This is a genomic window from Clostridium weizhouense, from assembly GCF_019431045.1.
In the GTDB taxonomy this organism is placed as follows: domain Bacteria; phylum Bacillota; class Clostridia; order Clostridiales; family Clostridiaceae; genus Clostridium; species Clostridium weizhouense.
Window position 1 is genome coordinate 330599 of record NZ_JAHXPT010000002.1, and the last position, 17450, is coordinate 348048.

Below are 17450 nucleotides of genomic sequence, written 5' to 3' on the forward strand. Positions count from 1 at the left end.
TAATTACTGTATAAACTTAATTATAGATACAATATGTAAAATCTAAATGAAATGTTAGGTGATTTTCTTGAAAAATAAAGATACTTTAGAAATTTTAAATGAATTAATGGACCTCTCTATTTGTATGAAAAAATTGATAATTAGACCAACAGAAACAAATTCTGCAATTATTATTAGTAGATTACAAATGCAAACATTGTGTGTTTTGGATAAATTTAATTCTATTAATATGACTAATTTAGCTAAAGAACTTATGATTACTAAACAGCAAACCACAGGTATAGTTAATAATTTAGTTAATAAGGGATATATCAATAGAACAGTTAATCCTGAAAATCGTAAAGAAATCTTGCTTACTAATACAGAATCTGGCACAGAAATGCTTAAAACTATTAAAGCTAATATGACTGATAAATTATATAAGTATTTTGATATATTGTCATCTGAAGATAAAAAGAAAGTTATTGAATCTTCAAAAACAATAAAGGAAATTATAAAAAAAATAGAAAAACATAATTTTTAATAAACTATCCATTATATTCAGTAGAATTATACTAACGACTTCAGTTTCTTATCAAAGAAGCGGAGTCTTTTTATTATTTTAAAATTTATAATAAAGTTTAATTTACAGATACTGTCAAAAAATAAGAATATAGTAAACTTACTCTGTAAATTTAATTGTTTATAAATATTTTATTATACAATCTATATCATTAATATTATTCCATCAAAAGTATTAATTTTATTCAAATAAATAATTATCAAATTATTTAACTAAAAATATTTCTATTAAATTAAATAATCTCTCTCAAATAACTGATATATTTAAATATTTTCATCGTTAATAACATACCTTAAAAGAATTATAAATGAAAATAAAATAAATACCCTTTGAAAAATATAAAATATACCCCCTTCAACTTCATCTTTATTGTCTAATAAATGTGAAGTTGGCCAAAATGACATAAAACTAAGAATCAAATAAGTTCCTATAATTATTTTAAAAATTAAATTCATATTAGATGAATACACTAAAGAAAATGCTCCAAAACTTAGAGTAAATGCCCATATGGAGTTTAATATTCGTACAAAAAAATTAGACTTTTCTATATCTTGCCACCAAAATATTAACAAAATTTTTTTTATTACTAAAAATACTTTTTTCATAATACCTCCATTTTTATAATAATTTTTTATATAAAGATCAGTTCTACTAACAATATATTAAGAGGTTTTAAATTAATATAATTATACTACTTTTCATTATAAAAAATTGCTAAGTGACTATGGAGAGTCGATTTTTTAACCATGTATCCTTTCTCTATGTAGCACATAAAAAATAGTGCAGCATATGATTATTTTTTATGAGTACTTATGGTACGTCTAAAGCAATATATTCTAGAAGTTATTCTCAGATTGTTTAATAATATAATTTCTCTTAAAGAATAAAAAAAGTTGATATTAAGTATAAAGCAAATTTCAAAACCAATTCACCCTTATACTTAATATCAACACTGTTTTAAAACTTAATTAATTATTTAATATTATGTATAGCCGAAATATATGCTATACCCACCCCTATGACCATTACTATTAAAATAGTTATAAACATCCACATAGCATTTCACCTCCAAAATATGAATTCATAAAACTCAACATATTCTTGGCAATAACTCTCCTTGTGCCATTTTTAATATTTTTGTTGATCCCAAAGCATTTTCAATGTAAAGATTTTTTTTATCATCTTTTATAACTTCACCAATTATAGCGGAATTCTTCCCTAGTATATTTGACTTCATCACCTTTAATACTTTTTCTACTTCGTTTTTACTAACTATGCAAATTAACTTTCCTTCATTAGCAACATATAAAGGATCAAAACCCAGAAGATCACAAAAATTCCTAACTTCATCAGTTATAGGTATATCTTTTTTATAAATCTTCATGCTTTTTTCGCTAATATTTACTAACTCATTTAAAGTGTTAGCTAATCCTCCTCTTGTTGGATCTCTCATAATTCTAATTTTTTTAGTACATTTAAGAATTTCTTCAGTTAACGTATTCAATGGAGCACAATCGCTTACAATATTAGACTGTATGCCGAGCTTCTCTCTTTCGTTAATTATACACATACCATGTTCTCCTATTGTTCCACTTAAAATTATTTTATCTCCTACTTCTATATTGCTACCTTTTAATATATATCCATAGTTTTCTATTACTCCGATTCCAGTAGTGTTTATATATAATTTGTCGCCCCTTCCTTTTTCTACAACTTTTGTATCTCCCGCTACTATTTTAACTTTTGCTTCTTTTGCAGTAATAGCCATTGATTTTACTATTTTTTTAAGATCATCTATTTCAAAACCTTCTTCAATAATGAATCCCACTGTAATGTATAATGGAGTTGCTCCACTTACTGATAAATCATTCACAGTTCCACAAATACTTAATTTCCCTATATCTCCCCCTTTAAAAAATATTGGATTTACTACAAAGCTATCTGTTGTTACTGCAATTTTTCCATTAAGTTCATTTAATATAGCTGAATCATTTTGCTCTTTTAATTCTTTTGTATTGAAATATCTTATAAATATATCTTCTATTAGTTGATTAGTTTCTTCTCCTCCACTCCCATGTGCTAAAGTTATAATATCCATATTACCTCCTAAATATTCTCATATACTATTCCACAAGATCCTTCACTCGATACCATACAAGGCCCTATTGGATTACTTGGAGTGCATACTTTTCCAAACAATATACAATCTTTTGGTATTTTAATTCCTTTTAAAATTTCTCCACATATACAATTTTTATTTGATATAATTTTCTTATCTTTTAATACGAATCTTATGTTTGCATCAAAATAACTATATTCTTCTTTTAACATATAACCTGTATTTTTAATATTTCCTAGTCCTCTCCAAATACTATCTCCATTTATAAAAACCTCTTCTAATATCTCTTTACTTTTTTTATTTCCAAACCCTTTAACAAAGGTTTTATAAAAATTAATACAATTATACTCATCTTTTTCCTTCATCATTATTATAGAAAGTATTCCACACAATATATCTATAGCTTTAAAACCACACACTGCCATTGGTAATTTATATTTCTTTGATAATTTTTCAAAAACTTTACTTCCTATTATTGTTGCCACATGACCTGGACATATAAAGCCATCAATCTTTATCTTTTCATCTAAAATTAATGCTTTCATTGCATTTGGCATAGTTTTTAATGAGTGTAAAATAGAAAAATTATTAATGTTATTAATTTTTGCTTCTTTTAAAGTCAATGCTATTAAAGGTGCTGTTGTTTCAAATCCTACTGCTAAAAATACTATTTCTTTAGTTTTATTTTCTTGCGCTATTTTTAATGCATCTAATGGAGAATATATAATCCTTATATCTCTCCCTATCGCCTTTTCTTCTCTTAGAGAACTTTTAGTTCCTGGAATTTTAATCATATCTCCAAATGAAGTTATAATTATATTTTTATTCCTACTTAACTCTACTGCACTATCTATATAATTTTGAGGGGTTACACATACAGGGCATCCCGGACCTGATATCAATTTTATATTTTCAGGTAATAATTTATCTATTCCATTATCATAAATACTTTTTGTATGAGTACCACATACTTCCATTATTCTTATTTCTTGTATTTCCGTTGCTTTTTCTTTTATTTTTTTTATCAACTTAAGAGCTATTTCTATTTCTTCTGATTTCTTTAAATTATTAATATACATATCATTTTCCCTTTATTAAATTATATTAGCTTACTACAAAATCTTACCTAAGCAAAATATTACATTATTAATGTTTTAAATATTTCTAATGTCTCTAAAGCTTCTTCTTCATTCATTTTTTCTATTGCACACCCTGCATGTACTAATACATATTCCCCCTCTTTTAAATCCTCTATTAGCATTATGTTTATCACTTTATTTATTTTTCCAAACTGAATCAATGCATACTTACTATATATTTCTAATACCTTACCAGGAATTGCTACACACATATCTTTTCTCTACTCCTTACACAATTCATTTGCTATAATAAGCTGTCCTATAGATAATCCACTATCATTGCACGGTATAACTTTATGAGTTAAAACCTTAAAGTTATCATTTTTTAATTTAGTATATAATCCTTTTAATAGTATTGAATTTTGAAATACTCCTCCACTTAAAGCTACTATATTTAAATTTTCATCTTCTCTAATTTTAATCAAAAGTTTATACGAAAAATCTATTATAGTATTATGAACTTTTAGTGCTATTTCACCTTCGCATAAGTTATTTCTTATATCCATTAAAATTTCTAATATAATTTTGTTAGTATTTACTATATATATTAAATTTTTTTTAATTATTTCATATTTATATTTCTTTTCATATTCTGTCTTATTATTTAACGAACCTTTAAAATCTTCTGCTAAATTTTGTAGATACAAAGCTGCCTCTCCTTCATAATCTACATCCCCTGTAAACCCTAAAATACTAGCCACTCCATCAAATAATCTTCCAATGCTCGATGTTAAAGGAGAATTAATATTTTTTTCAATCATCTTAATAATAAAGTTAATAGACTTATTCTTAAAAAGTTTTTCAACTTTTTGCATTTTATTTTTTGAATCATTACACATAACATCAAAAAAATTTTCTATACTTTTGTAATCATTTATATAATTAAAATGATTTTCTTTACACCATAATTTTTCCTCTTTAAAAGCTTTATATATTAATGAAACACCAATTTTCCATGGTTCTTTTACTGCTCCATCACCACTAGGTAGAGCCATGTATTCAATATGACCAACTCTTCTAAATTTTTTATAATCACATATTAAAAATTCGCCTCCCCATAACTTCTTATCTTCTCCATATCCAACGCCATCAAAAGCAACACCAATAACTTTGTTTCTCTCATTATTTTCAAACATGCAACTAACTATATGAGCATGGTGATGATATACCCCCACCATATTGCAATTATTGTGTAATTTTATTGTTTTATATTGATTATTATTAATATAACTTTTAATAAAATCATTTGACCAATAATTAGGATGATTATCGTAAGCAATTATATTAGCTTTAATTTTATAAATTTTTTGTATAAAGTTTAAATGTTTTTCAAAATACTTGATAGATTCAATACTATCCATATCTCCAATATATGGACTAGTAAAAAAATAATCTCTACAACTTAAAGAAAATGTATTTTTAAATTGAGAACCTAAAGATAAAATATTATTTTCTAAATTATATTTATACGATAATGGTGCATATCCTCTTCCTAACCTTATAAGCCTTTCCTCATTTAACGTTACAATTGCTACAGAATCATCTATTGGATTATTAATATTCCTATCATGAATCAAAAAGTAATCACAAATATTTTTGAGCTTGTCTATTGCTTGAAAATTATCATATATAATAGGAATTTCGCTGTAATTTCCACTAGTAAAAATTAAAACATCTATCTCATCATCAAATAATAAATAATGAATTGGACTATATGGCAATACTACTCCTAATCGTTTATTATCAAATGCAATATTATTCGGAAGTAAACTATTCTTTTTTTCTAAAAGTAATATTGGCTTTTTATTTCCAGTTAAAATCTTTTCTTCTATTGGATTTATATTGCAATATTTAGAAACAATATCCTTATTTCTCATCATTAATGCTAATGGTTTCCGTTTTCTATTCTTTCTAATTCTAAGCTTTTCTATTGAATCTTCATCCTTACCATTACATATAAGATTAAATCCTCCTATACCCTTTACACATATAATTTTCCCCTCCTTTAAATACTTTTTAACCTCATCTACTTCATTAACATTTTGAATTACTTGTCCTTCATTGTTTAAAAGAGTTAATTGTGGACCGCACTTTTTACAGCATGTTGGTTCTGCATGAAATCTTCTATTTATAGGATTTCTATATTCTTTAGTACAATCAAAACACATTGTAAACTTAATCATTGAAGTATTCTTTCTATCATAAGGAAGATTATCTATAATAGAAAATCTTGGCCCACAATTAGTACAATTTATAAAAGCATAATTATATCTTCTAGAATTGTTTATATTTAATAATTCTTTTTCACATTCTTTACATGTTGCTATATCTGGAGATATTAAAGTAATCTCTTTATTATCTACGCTACTTTCTATAATTTTAAATTCTTTAGAACTTCCTAATTGTTTATCTTCTATTTTTATTTCATCTATATAACTTAACTCTGGTGGTTTTTCCTTGATTTCTTCTGAAAATTTTTCTACCTCTTTAAAACTACCTTGAACTTCTATAACTACCCCCTTGTTAGAGTTCTTAACATATCCTTTTAAATTATTATTTAATGCTAATCTATAAACAAATGGTCTAAATCCAACACCTTGTACTCTTCCTTTAATTACAATCTTTTTTCTTATCATATTTCCCACTTCTTTATATATATGATTACTCCCCTTCTATTCTATAAAGTAACATCTCATAACCTGAAATTATTTCACTACTCAAACAATTACACTTAGGACATTTTTTATTTGTAAAACTTATTGAAAATTCTTGTTTACATTTTTTACAATATGCTTTAGCCTTAACTTCATTTATTTCTAATTTTGCCCCCTCACAAATTCCATTTTTACTTAATGCTTCAAATGCAAAAATAAGATACGATTTTTCAATATAATAAAATTCTCCTATTTTTAAAATAATTTTAGTCACCTTATTGATATTATTTTTTTTACAATTATCTTCAACCATATCTATTACCGAACTCATTAAAGATACTTCATGCATAATCCACACCATAAACCCTTTTAAATATATTTTTTATTTCATTAAATACTTTAATTGATATATTTAAGAATTCATTTTTTAAAGTTTTAGATAACTCTAAAGAAAAATCTATTTTTTCTATCTCTATACCTATTAAATAGCCATTTACTTCTCTATATTCTTTTCTTAAAATCTTTAATAAACTTTCATTATGCTCATCTCTACTATTTGTAATAAAACTATCACATTCTTTAAAATCACAAATAGAAATAACTCCTGGCTTTAATCCTAAATACATGCTATCAACTATAATAACAATGTCTTCTTTGTCTATGCAGTCCAAACAATACATGTAATCAGTTTCTCCAATTATAACTTTTATGTCTTTATTGAGTTTCTCTATTTCATCTTTTATTTTTTCTACTATCTTTACTCCTATCCCATCATCACAAAGGAGTATATTTCCTACACCAAAAATTTTTATCATACTATATTTATATTAAAAGGTTTATATTTATCACTAACAATATGAGCGGCACAATTTAAACATGGATCAAAGCTTCTAACTATTCTTCCTATTTCAACTGGATATTTAATATCATTTATTGCTGTTCCTATTAAAGCTTGCTCAACTGTACCTTTTACCCCTTTGCCATCTTCAGGTGATAAATTCCAAGCTGATGGAGGTATTAATGTATAATTTGAAACAACCTTTTTATCTATTGATAACCAATGTCCTAAAGCACCTCTTTCTGCTTCTATTAAACCTATTCCTTTTGCTTTTTCAGGTATTTCCCACTCTTTTTGATATGCTTTTCCCATCTTAAGTAGTTCTATTAGACTTTTTATTGTTTCACAAATTCTCTTTGCTTCTAAAGACTTAGCTACAATTCTATCCATTGTAGATATTCCGCCACTATATCCCCCATTTAACGTCATTCTTGCTAATGAACCTACTTCCATAGAATACCCATTATATCTTGGAGCATTTATCCAACTATATGCATTTTCTTTATATGCATTAGGTTTTGCTGGTTCATCTAAGCCTGGAATAATTGTTTCTGAAGTTCCGTTTGCCCATGTTTTTGTAACACTCTCAGTAATATTATTAATATCAAATTTTTCTTTTACCCCATTTATAAGTACTCCTGGAACACAATACTTTATTGGTGGTGAATAATCATTGTATAATTCATAACACATTAGATTTCCATGACCTTTACCAATTTTAAAATAATCATTATATACTTCTGATATTCTATAAACATCTGGTATTAGTTTTTCTTCAACAAAATTATCTATTACATTAATACTATATTTAATATTTTCTATCTGCTGAATATTAATATTTGTAGTTGTTCCTCCTACAAATATTCCATGACAATGTGGTACTTTCCCTGCCAATTCAGCTACTCCTCTATGTGCTTCTCTACTATATTTTACTGCTTCTAAATAATCAGCATTTATTCTGTCGGTATCAGCTTTAGATAATCTATAATCAACTTGCTTTGCTGATTCAGTTTTATATAATGGATTCAAATGTAATATATCTACATAATCAGGAAACACAAAGAAATAAATATGCCTTAAATAATTTTGGAGTAATTCAAATCCATTAGCAATATCACGTACAATTCTTCCATTAGAATCTGGTATAACTTTCATTGCATCCTCTAAAGCTAAAGTTGCAGCTATTGTATGATGTGTAGAACAAATTCCACATATTCTTGGTGCTAAATATATAATGTCAAATGGTGATCTTCCTTGAAACATTTTCTCAAATCCTCTAAATTGACTACCACTACTTTTAGCATCAATAATTTTATTGTTTACAATCTCTACTTCAATGTTTAAAAGTCCACTTACTCTTGTTATAGGATCAATTGTTATTTTAGTCATCTCTCTAAACACCCCCATATCTCACAAATGGCTCATTGCCATCTGGAAACTTAGGTCCAGCACATCCTATGCAGTTTGTATTATCTCTAATTGGCCAGTTTTCAGTTCCATTCCACCTACTTATTGGACAATACGCATAAGTCATTGGCCCTTGACAGCCTAACTTAAACATACATTCTTCATCACCGAATTTCTTTGCAAATATTCCTGCATCAAAGAATCTTCTTCTTGAGCAATTATCATGAATTGTATGTCCATAATATGCTTTTGGTCTTCCATCACTATCTAATTCCGGTACTCCATAAGAAGTAAGATACCCTAAAATCCCCATAGTCCAAACTGGATTTGCTGGACATCCTGGTATTAAAATAACATCATCTCTTTTTAGAAATTCTTTAACACTAACAGCCTCTGATAAATTAGGTCTAGCAGCAGTAGGTCCACCATAAGAAGCACAAGTTCCTACTGTAATAATATATTTTGCATTTTGAGCTATAGTTTTAACCCCTTCCATAGCAGTTATTTTCCGGCCTTTATAAGTTGCAATAGTTGTATACAATCCATTATCTTTTAAAGGCACTGCTCCACATATTATAAATACATAATCAGTATTCAATGTTTGTAATATTCTCTCAAATGCTATTTCTCCAGAATCTCCACATATACTACCAAAATAATTTAAATTAACAAATTCTTTAAGTAAATATAAAACGTCTGGATCTTTTGCATCAAGCAAAGAGATTACTTCTCCAAAACAACCTGAAATTTCAAGCCATATAGCATTTATTTTCTGTTTTTTTCCTGATTTAACATCTTCAATCGCTCTTTTTGTAAATTTCACTGCTAATTCTTCTTTATTTTTTTGTAAACTACAATTTATTTTACAATTACTACAATTCTCATAATTTAAACCTTTATTTTTTTGTATATTTATTTCCTCACAAGAAGTATTAGTAGATTGTAAATCTGTATATTTTTCTACATCATTATCTTTTACTTGATACATATAGGAATTTTTATTATATGAGTAATCTATATTTCCAATTCCATACAATTCTTCTACTTTTACATATTTTACTGGTACTATAAACCCATTTTCCATTTTTAAAATGCACATATATCCCTCTCCTAAAAATTATCATTATATATAATATTATTTTACTTTTAAAAAAATTCTTCTATGATAACTGTTCTAAAAGAAATAATTCATAATAAAAATATTGTAAAGAAAACTTTTAGAGTACTAATAAATATTTGATTATAAGGAGAAATTAAAAATGAATGAAAAGACAAAAAATCTAGTACGAGCTGGATTACTCCTAGCATTAGGAATAATAATTCCATATACCTTTCATATGACAGGATTACCAGGTAATATATTTTTACCTATGCACATACCTGTATTACTTTGTGGATTTATCCTTGGAGAAAAATATGGTTTACTTATAGGATTTATAACTCCATTAATTAATTCAATTATTTCAGGAATGCCTCCTATATATCCAATAGGAATATCTATGGCATTTGAACTTGCAAGCTATGGGCTAATAGCAGGATTAATGTACAAAAATAAAAAATATAATATTTTTATCTCTTTAATAACTGCTATGATTATAGGTAGATTAATTTCAGGTATAACAAATTATATTTTGTTAACTGTTTTAGGAAATGGCTTTGTACTTGCTTCATTCTTAACAGGTAGTTTTATAAAGGGAATATGGGGAATAATTATTCAACTTATATTAATACCAATAATAATTAAAGTTATTGAAAATAAAATAGATAAGGATGTAATTATAAATGGATGATTTAGAATTTTTTAATAGTGTTGCATTTAAGTGGGATGAAATGTGTAAACATGACGATAAAAAAATCAGAAGAATTATAGAATTATCAGATATAAAAAGTGGTGCTAAAATACTTGATGTTGGAACAGGAACAGGTATATTAATTAGTTATTTATTAGAAAAATCTCCTGCTAAAATCGTTGCCGTTGATAATTCTGAGAATATGATTAAGGTATGTAAAAATAAGTATAATGATAAGCGAGTTGAATTTATTGTAAATGATATTATGAATCTTGAGAATTATACATTTGACTATATTTTTATCTACTCAGCTTATCCACATTTTAAAGATAAATATTCACTATTTAACAAACTTTATAATCTTTTAAATAAAGGTGGTAAAATAATTATTGCTCATTCAGATAGTAAGGAAAAAATAAATAATGTGCATTTAAAAAACCCTCAAATAAAATACAATGTACTTCCTCCAGTAGAAAACACCATAATCATAATGAACAATTATTTTTATATTGATAAAAGTATCGATAATGAAGAAATGTATTACGTGTCTGGAATAAAATAACAAACAAAATACCAACGTCTTATATAAAAACGTTGGTGTTTATTTTATTATTTACCTATATTTTAAGTGAATGTTGATATTGTAGTATAAAACTCACGGACAATAAAATAAAAAAAAGATGACTCCTGTTCAATACAGAAATCATTTTTTTAAATTAGCATACTCTTTTTTAAACTCTCCTTGACAAAGGGTACATTTTACTATTTATGCTTTGCTATCAATTTAATATTTTTTAATCTTTTCATGATATCGTTTGCACCTTTACCAAAATAATCATTAAGTAATAAATACTCTTTATATAAGCTATCATATGTAACTGCATTTTCATAAATAGGCTTAAATATCTCTTTTTTTACTTTACCTAATTGTCTAGCTACATCATTTGCATTTTTATATCCTGTCACTTCCTCTTTTGCTGCTGCAATACCTAAAATAGCACTACCTAAAGCTCCTGATTGTTTAGTATCTATAATTTTTATTTCTTTATTACATACATCAGCATATATTTGAAGTAACATAGGATTCTTTAATGGTATTCCACCAGCTACACATATTTCATTAACTGGAACACCATGCTTTTCAAATTGTTCAATAATAACTCTTGTCCCATAAGCAGTTGCTTCTATTAATGCTCTATAAATTTCTTCTGGTTTAGTCTTTAATGTCATTCCTAATATCATACCTGTTAAATCAAAATCCATTAAAGTCGATCTTACTCCATTAAACCAATCTAATGCTATAAGTCCACTCTCTCCGACTTTATAGTTTTCTAATTTTTGATTTAATAGATCAAAATCACTAATATCTAATTTTTTTGCTTCTTCTTTATATTTAGCTGGTAAGGCATTTTCTTTAAACCAAGCAAAATGATTTCCCACACAACATTGTCCAGCCTCATATCCAAAATATCCTGGAAGAATACCATCCTTTACTATTCCACAAACTCCTGGAATTCCTTCTTCTGTTTCAGACAATAACATGTGACAAGAAGATGTCCCCATAATTATAAGCATTTTTCCTGGTCCATCAATCTTACTTGCAGCTACAGAAGCATGAGCATCTATAATACTAACACCTACTGGAGTACCTTCTTTTAATCCTGTTTTTTCAGCCATATTTTTAGTTAGATATCCTAAACATTCACCTATGGATTTAATATTAGTAGATAACTTTTCCTCTACTATATTCTCCATTTTTTTATCTAGTGAACTGAAAAATTCTTTACTTGGATAACCCATTTCATGATGATAAAAAGCTTTATAGCCTGCTGCACAAGCACTCCTTACCTCTTCACCTGTTAATAGCCATGTAATCCAGTCACATGCTTCTAAAATTCTACCACTTGCTTCATATACCTTAGGGGCTTCTTTTACAATTTGCATAATTTTAGGTATCATCCACTCACTTGAAATTTTTCCACCATATAAAGACAGCCATTTTTGATTTGTCTCACTTGCAATTTTGTAAATTTCATCAGCGCAATATTGGGCTGAATGATGATTCCATAGCTTTGCATAAGCATGAGGATCATGTTCATATTCTGATAAATAACAAAGAGGAGTACCATCTTTGGTTGTTGGTAATATAGTAGAAGAGGTGAAATCCACACCTATTCCTACTATATCATCATTATTTACTAAATTTTCATCAATAATCCCTTTTAAAGTTTCAATTAACCCTATTTCATAATCTTTAGGATGTTGTAAAGCCCAGTCAGTTCCTAACTCTTCTCCTGTTGGAATGTTATCTACCATTACTCCATGTGGATATTCATAAATTTTAGTTATTAACTCTTCTCCTGTTTTTATATCAATTAATAATGTACGAACTGATAAAGTCCCAAAATCAATACCAATAGCATACTTATCCATAATTTTTATACCTCACAAATTCTACTTTTATTTTTCTCTATACTTTAGAGATATGGCTGTATCAAAAAACATGCATATCTTTATTTACTATATTTAAGCGAATGTTAATATTGAATATAAGGAAAAACTAGCATTCAAATTTGATTATACTCAATATTAAGTTCTTAGATATAGTAACATTTATCTTGAAACAGACCCTTCAACTAAGATACAGCTTTGTTTTTAATTAAGTTTGTAATGTCAGCTACCGAATCTACAATTATGTCTGGTTGAACACTACTCTTACCAATATCCTCTTGTTTAGTTTCTCCACTTAATACTAATATAGATAAAACATCGCTATCTTTAGTTACTGCTATATCTGTATATAATCTATCTCCAACAACTGCAATCTCATCTTCTTTATATCCAGTTTCTTCAATTATATATTCCAATGTATGATGAGAAGGTTTACCAAAAAACTCAGGAAATCTATTTGTAGAACTTTCAATTAACCTTGCCATTGATCCACAGTCAGGAATAAATGTATTTCCTTCCATTGGACAATTTAAATCTGGATTAATTCCAAAATAAATTTTTCCTTCTCTTATAAAGCTACAAGCCTTTTCAAGTTTTTCATAAGTAAGAGTTGTATCAAATCCTATGATTACAACATCCGGATTGCAATCGTTTAATTCTATGCCAGAGTTTCTAAATTCATCTAATAAAGATTCGGTCCCTACAACATAAACACTTTTTTCAGGATAATTTTTCTTTAAGTATTTTATCATTACATGAGTTGATATCATCATTTGTTTTGGCTCAATAATTATATCCATATTCTTTAATTTTTCAATATAACTTTCTTGACTCTTTGATGAATTATTGGTAAAGAAATAATATTCTCTGTCTGTTTGTTTTACTGTATCTAAAAATTCATTAGTAAAATCAAATAAATTTTTACCTAAATAAATGGTTCCATCCATATCTAAAATAAAACATTTAATTTTATCTATTTTATCCTTCATATACTTATTATTTAACTCTATATATTGAGTTTGTCCACTTTCAAAATAATCCCCAATTTTTGTTGCCATTTTATCAGCAATACCTAAATCCCATAGTAATTGTAACAATGTATAACGATCCCTAACTTCTTTGGCAACTAATATACTATCTTTAATCATTTCATAATCAACACCAACTTGTTTTGGATTAATTGGTGCATCTAAAGATAATAAAATATCTTCAATTACTTTAACATTTGGTAGAGATTCTTTTACAACCTTTATAATTTCATCCCAATGTTTTTCTATTTGTTTTATTCTCTTTGCATGAATCTCTTTTGAGTTTTTCTTTGTTTTTCCTTCTAAAGCTATTACACCATTTGCAGCACATCCATAGCTTTTAATCATTTTTTCTTCCCATGCTTTTTGGCTATAATTCTCTACAAATTCCTTAGCTTTATTAAAATCTATTTCTTCTTTTAATAACATTTCATATAACTTTATAATAGCTACTGTTCCAATTCCTACTTTTGTTCCATGCAATACAGCTTTTCTACCCTCAAATAAGAACTTCATTTCCCAATAGTGAGAAATATGATGTTCACTTCCAGATGCTGGTCTTGAATTTCCAACAAAACTCATTGCAATTCCTGTTCCAATTAAAGCTTCAGTAATATTACTTATAGCTTCTTTTGAACGTAGCATTACTTGATCTGCACTTTCTACTACCTTTTTTATAGATTTTTCAACCATTTTAACTATTGTCTCACAATAATATTCCCCATTTACAATATTAGCAATTTTCCAGTCACATAAGCAAGTATATTTTCCCAATATATCTCCTAATCCTGCTGTTATCATATTCATTGGAGCTTCTGCTAAAATATCTACATCAGCTATAATAGCTATTGGAGCATGAGCGTCATAAGTTGTTTTTAAATTATTAGTTATAAGTGCTGCTCCTACTGATGCAAATCCATCCATAGATGGCGCTGTAGCTATAATCATATAATCTATTCTAAGTTTATAGCTTATATATTTACACATATCGTTAATAGTTCCAGTACCTACTCCCAATATGACATCATAATTTTCTTCCATAGCAAGTTGTATTTTCATAATAGTTTCTTCGTTTGGAACAACTTCATCATCATCTAATACAATTTTGCTTATTTCAATATTTGCTATTTTAAGGATTTCTTCCACTTGTTTTCCTGCTGCTACGTATGTATTCTTATCTGCAACCATAAATATTTTTTTATAAGATTTATTCTTAATATACTCCGGTATTTTTTTTACTGCACCTTCTGATATTTCTACATAGTCTAAATTAGTTTTATGATTTTTTCCACAAGAACAAGTAAAATTTTGATGTAAGTAATCTGAAATAGAATTTTTTTCTATATTAATCATGCGTACCACCCTTTTAATATATTTATTTTTGCTAGCAAATATATTTTATACTGTCATTATAAATACTACTTACAATAGGTGTCAATCAAGGTAAATACTCACTTATTAATAACTTTACTGTTTTAAAATTAATATTTTTTATATTATTAATAAACATAATTTTTTCAATCAAAGATTCAATTTTCTTTTCATTAATATTTTTAATTTTTAATTACATTTTAAATTAAGAAAATATTTTAATATAACTACAAATTAAAATTTTTGCTTTTTCTATTTTAAATTTTTTATATAAATTGAACTAATAGTAGTTTTAAACTTCCTGAAGTAAATTCTTTTCCCCATAAGCTTTATTCAATAGCTAATACCTATAATTTCTTAATAGATACATATTTCTAAATAACAAATTATTAGCCTCTTATTTCCTACAAGCTTAATTTAAGATTAAAAATTTTATTTATTCAGCACTCTCAATACTATTAAAAAAATATTATAAAATTAAATTTATTTAATTCACATCATTCTATAATTAATAAAATTAGTAATTTATTAATTAATATTAATAAAAATTATTAATTAATTTATCAAACTCTATTAATAAAAAAATTATTTATTAATTATCAATTTGTCTTTTTTCTTCCTTTTTTGTATACTAAAACTAAAAGAAAAGGAGTGGTTTACTTGACATCTTATCGTAAGATAACAACAAAAGATATTGCTGAATATGCTGGTGTTTCTCAATCAACTGTTTCTATGGTATTAAATAATAGACCAGATGTATCTTTTTCTTATGAAACAAAAGAAAAGGTACTTAACGCAGCAAAAATTCTAGGATATGAAAAAAATAAAAAAAGTGAGCTATGCAGTGAATTAGCTTTATCTAAGCTTATCATTATAATGTGCCCCTCTCTTTCTAATTTATATTATACTATGCTTATACATTCTATTACTCAGCAAGCAAATAAGTATGGTTATTCCATATTTATAGCTCCTACAATGAGGGATTCAAAAATTGAAAAACATTATTTAAATATGTATTCAAGCTTTAAAGTAGCAGGAATTATATACTTATATCAATCTACTTTGATTTCACAGATAAAAGACTTATCTTCTTCTACTCCAATTGTTTTAATTAGTGATAAAAATGAAGATTTAGACTTAGATTCTGTTGAATTAAATAGTCGTAAGACAGGCTATATTATAGGCGAGCATATATTATCTCTTGGACATAAAAAGGTAGCTTATATATCTACCCCTTTACTTGCACATGAAATTCCTAGAATACAAAGACTTAATGGCCTTAAAAAAAGCTTTTTTGAGCATAATATTGATATCGATAACATTATAATAAAGGAGCAAAAACCTGATAATATAAGACATTATTCATTAGATAAAACTGAATATCTAACAGGTTACAATTTAACAAAAGAATTATTAGAAGAAAAGACTGATGTAACAGCATTTATTGGTACCAATGATATGATTGCAATTGGAATTATAGATGCTTTAACAGAAATGAAATATAAGATACCAAATGATTTTTCTGTTTGCGGTTTTGATAATACATTATTATCATCTCTTAATAAAATTTCTTTAACGACAGTTGATCACTCTATAGAATATAAGGGGGCTGAAGCGGTTAATATTATATTAAAAAAAATAGATAATAAATCTTCATCTTCAAATTCAAAAAATAGGTCTTGTATTATGAGATTAGAATACGAACCATTTTTAATTCCAAGATCTAGTACTGGTACTGTACGAAATTATTAAAAGTATAAAAGATGCTATTTCATAAACCATATTTATGTATTTTAGATAGTAATATATTTATTATATTTTAAAACATATTACTTTTATTTAGATATGTACACTTTAAATTTTATAAATTTTCAAAATATTTTTCGTATTTTGAAAATAGCCTTGTTTTTTGAGTTAAATTTGATACAATATAATTATAGTTAGTAATTACTCAAGATATCGTTATATATTCTTAATAGAATATATGTAAATCTTAATGGCTTTAAAAGCTATTTTAAATTACGACTCCTTTTTAATATTATTTAAAAGCAATGCTCATTATGCACTAAAAAATTGCCAGTTTTTTTTGTG

Annotated in this window: 15 protein-coding genes; 4 read left to right on the forward strand and 11 right to left on the reverse strand. The window is 26.3% G+C overall.

From position 1 onward, the window contains the following. The first annotated feature begins 67 nt into the window (after positions 1-67). Complete coding sequence (locus KYD98_RS04230) at positions 68-523, forward strand: MarR family winged helix-turn-helix transcriptional regulator (protein ID WP_219778336.1); 456 nt, start codon at positions 68-70, stop codon at positions 521-523. A 302-nt stretch (positions 524-825) separates the two neighbouring features. Here the strand turns inward: KYD98_RS04230 and KYD98_RS04235 are convergent, their stop codons facing one another. From KYD98_RS04235 to KYD98_RS04275, 9 genes are all read right to left on the reverse strand, one after another. Further along, the gene (locus tag KYD98_RS04235; protein ID WP_219778337.1) at positions 826-1167 is read right to left on the reverse strand and encodes a hypothetical protein; all 342 of its coding nucleotides are present in this window, start codon (positions 1165-1167) and stop codon (positions 826-828) included. Between the two features lie 485 nt (positions 1168-1652). Continuing rightward, the gene (hypE, locus tag KYD98_RS04240) at positions 1653-2660 is read right to left on the reverse strand and encodes a hydrogenase expression/formation protein HypE (protein WP_219778338.1); all 1008 of its coding nucleotides are present in this window, start codon (positions 2658-2660) and stop codon (positions 1653-1655) included. Positions 2661-2668: 8 nt separating this feature from the next. Next, positions 2669-3760: a hydrogenase formation protein HypD gene (gene hypD / locus KYD98_RS04245; RefSeq protein WP_219778339.1), complete on the reverse strand. Its 1092-nt coding sequence runs from the start codon at positions 3758-3760 to the stop codon at positions 2669-2671. A gap of 59 nt (positions 3761-3819) precedes the next feature. Further along, positions 3820-4032, reverse strand: a complete 213-nt coding sequence (locus tag KYD98_RS04250; protein WP_219778340.1) for a HypC/HybG/HupF family hydrogenase formation chaperone — start codon at positions 4030-4032, stop codon at positions 3820-3822. Between the two features lie 9 nt (positions 4033-4041). Further along, positions 4042-6456, reverse strand: coding sequence for a carbamoyltransferase HypF (hypF, locus tag KYD98_RS04255; protein ID WP_219778341.1), 2415 nt, complete (start codon positions 6454-6456; stop codon positions 4042-4044). Positions 6457-6481: 25 nt separating this feature from the next. Beyond that, positions 6482-6823, reverse strand: a complete 342-nt coding sequence (gene hypA / locus KYD98_RS04260) for a hydrogenase maturation nickel metallochaperone HypA (protein ID WP_219778342.1) — start codon at positions 6821-6823, stop codon at positions 6482-6484. After that, complete coding sequence (locus tag KYD98_RS04265; RefSeq protein WP_219778343.1) at positions 6816-7289, reverse strand: hydrogenase maturation protease; 474 nt, start codon at positions 7287-7289, stop codon at positions 6816-6818. The genes hypA and KYD98_RS04265 overlap by 8 nt, the downstream gene beginning before the upstream one ends. Then, positions 7286-8701 (reverse strand): nickel-dependent hydrogenase large subunit, encoded by a 1416-nt coding sequence (locus KYD98_RS04270; protein ID WP_219778344.1) that lies wholly within the window; start codon positions 8699-8701, stop codon positions 7286-7288. The genes KYD98_RS04265 and KYD98_RS04270 overlap by 4 nt, the downstream gene beginning before the upstream one ends. Before the next feature lie 4 nt (positions 8702-8705). Next, on the reverse strand, positions 8706-9635 hold the full coding sequence (locus tag KYD98_RS04275; RefSeq protein WP_373368722.1) for a hydrogenase small subunit: 930 nt from the start codon (positions 9633-9635) through the stop codon (positions 8706-8708). Positions 9636-9978: 343 nt separating this feature from the next. Here KYD98_RS04275 and KYD98_RS04280 point away from each other — a divergent pair, with 343 nt between their 5' ends. Next, a complete protein-coding gene (locus KYD98_RS04280) occupies positions 9979-10509 on the forward strand; it encodes an ECF transporter S component (RefSeq protein ID WP_219778345.1) in 531 nt (176 codons plus the stop codon). Further along, entirely contained in the window at positions 10502-11071 is a 570-nt protein-coding gene (locus KYD98_RS04285; protein ID WP_219778346.1) for a class I SAM-dependent methyltransferase, read from the forward strand. Before KYD98_RS04280 ends, KYD98_RS04285 begins: the two co-directional genes overlap by 8 nt. A 200-nt stretch (positions 11072-11271) precedes the next feature. On the opposite strand, the gene KYD98_RS04290 is transcribed toward KYD98_RS04285, so the two are convergent. Together KYD98_RS04290 and KYD98_RS04295 are read right to left on the reverse strand one after the other, a co-directional pair. Beyond that, positions 11272-12942, reverse strand: a complete 1671-nt coding sequence (locus KYD98_RS04290; protein WP_219778347.1) for a ribulokinase — start codon at positions 12940-12942, stop codon at positions 11272-11274. A gap of 203 nt (positions 12943-13145) precedes the next feature. Beyond that, a complete protein-coding gene (locus KYD98_RS04295; RefSeq protein ID WP_219778348.1) occupies positions 13146-15341 on the reverse strand; it encodes an iron-containing alcohol dehydrogenase in 2196 nt (731 codons plus the stop codon). A gap of 678 nt (positions 15342-16019) precedes the next feature. Between KYD98_RS04295 and KYD98_RS04300 the strand changes: the two genes are divergently transcribed. After that, complete coding sequence (locus tag KYD98_RS04300; protein WP_219778349.1) at positions 16020-17111, forward strand: LacI family DNA-binding transcriptional regulator; 1092 nt, start codon at positions 16020-16022, stop codon at positions 17109-17111. Positions 17112-17450: the final 339 nt, after the last annotated feature.